Genomic DNA, 1860 nt, shown 5'->3' on the forward strand with positions numbered 1-1860 from the left:
TGTGAATGTCAATGAATTTCTTTACCACTTGATACTGAATTAGTTTACCAGTAGTGATATCGAAAAAGTTTACCACCGATGTAGTTTTGACAGTGAAAAAGTTTACCACATTGCTCTTACATATAGGGAAACACTGATGATGCAGTATTTCCCCTATAGTTAATTTTCATTTCCTTGATTAGAATAATCTGCTCTGTAAGAATGGTCAGAGTTCATGTTTAATACATGGGATCTAAATGTCAAACGATCAATTAAGGCTGTTACCATTGTTGTATTTTCAAACATCGTAATCCAATCCGAGAATTTTAAATTTGTGGATACGATAACGCTGCGCCGTTCAGCTCTGTCAGCAATGACTTTGAATAATAATTCTGATTGATGGCGGTTAAAAGTTAGGTAACTGAGTTCATCAATAATCAATAGGTCAATTTGAGAAAGTTGCTTCTCTATCTTAATAAGCTTTTTGTATTCCTGGGCTTCAATAAGTTCGTTGGAAAGATTGGCTGCCGTATAGAACTTTACATTCATCCCCTGCATACAAGCTTTGATACCAATGGCAATACTAAGATGAGTTTTGCCAGTTCCTGGGTTTCCGATCATAACAATGTTCTGACGCTTGCTGACAAAATCACAACTGGCAAGTTCATGAATAAAAGCTTCAGTAATGTGCTCAAAACGACTGCAATCAAGTTCATCAATCGTTTTCATATACGGAAAGTTTGCGATTCTAATTTTGCGTTTCTGGCTACTTTCTGTACGGGAATCAAGTTCCATCCTCATTAGGGAGAGAAGAAATTCTTCATAGCTTTTATTGCTTGCCAGTTGACGAATGATATCACCGTAATAGTTGAATGTTGGTAATCTCAGTTGCTTTGCATATAGCTCAATGGTGTGCGCATTTGTATTGATCATTGGTTTGCTACCCCGTACTTTTCATCATATTTTTGTAAATCAGTTTTGGTAATTTCAATTTCATTTTTAAGATATATGATAGAAGAGGTAACAGGCTCATTCAAATAGGTTCTAACCATATCAACTGTAGGGATAACATAACCTGAAATACGACGCTTGATGGTAAGAATTCGTTCTTCCCCATAATCGACACATAAGCGAAGTAATTTAACCATCTCTTTATTCCCACCAGGTAACTGATTTCCCCAGTCCAACAGCTCCTTGGTAAGCGTCTCTTTAACTGGTCTGGCATTTGATACGGAGCGCGGCTTTCGCTCCAGCAAATCAATATAATGTTCTAGACGATACTCAGTATGTCCAAAGCCATATTGGCGCAAGTAAGTGGCAACCACTAATCCTTCATGTAGGATACGAATGTTATTTGCGTAGCCTTTCACAGTAACATCTTTTCTCAGATATTTCGTGGGGACCGAATAATTGTTTTTCTCATAGCGAACCGTAGAAAAATCATCTACTTTAGCCATGACCGTTTTACTCGTATCGAAGCGGTACCTCGGAATTGGTTTTAAAAAGCTGGTTTCTTCCTGATACATGACATTAACGGGCTGTTGCCGATTAGCTACTTTATGTTTCTTGCGATAACTGATGCAATCATTCCAAAGTTTACGATTGAGATCCTCGATGTCATTCACTTTGGGAACCGGTACAAGGAAGTTTCTTCTGGAATAACCAACTAAATTTTCTACAAGGCTTTTTTCATTACCACTAGCTGGATTGCAAAAGTCCAAGGAAAATGCATAATGTGCACTGAAAGAAAGATATTTGTCCTGCGGTTTTGCCTGAATACCAAACCCTTCTTTAACGGCAACTTTAGCGTTATCAAAAATTAAACGCTTTGGCGTACCGCCAAAGAAATCAAACATAATTTGTTGGGCTTCTAAGAAGGTT

General features: G+C 37.6%; 2 protein-coding genes. Both read right to left on the reverse strand.

Annotated elements, in window-relative coordinates:
* Positions 1 to 159 precede the first annotated feature (159 nt).
* Complete coding sequence (gene istB / locus BMZ99_RS25790) at positions 160 to 912, reverse strand: IS21-like element helper ATPase IstB (RefSeq protein WP_090944996.1); 753 nt, start codon at positions 910 to 912, stop codon at positions 160 to 162.
* Positions 909 to 1860 (reverse strand): Mu transposase domain-containing protein (locus tag BMZ99_RS26665; RefSeq protein ID WP_407670207.1); only part of this gene is annotated, 952 nt, incomplete at its 5' end. The genes istB and BMZ99_RS26665, both read right to left, overlap by 4 nt.

Source organism: Pelosinus propionicus DSM 13327 (assembly GCF_900114615.1).
Taxonomy (GTDB): domain Bacteria; phylum Bacillota; class Negativicutes; order DSM-13327; family DSM-13327; genus Pelosinus; species Pelosinus propionicus.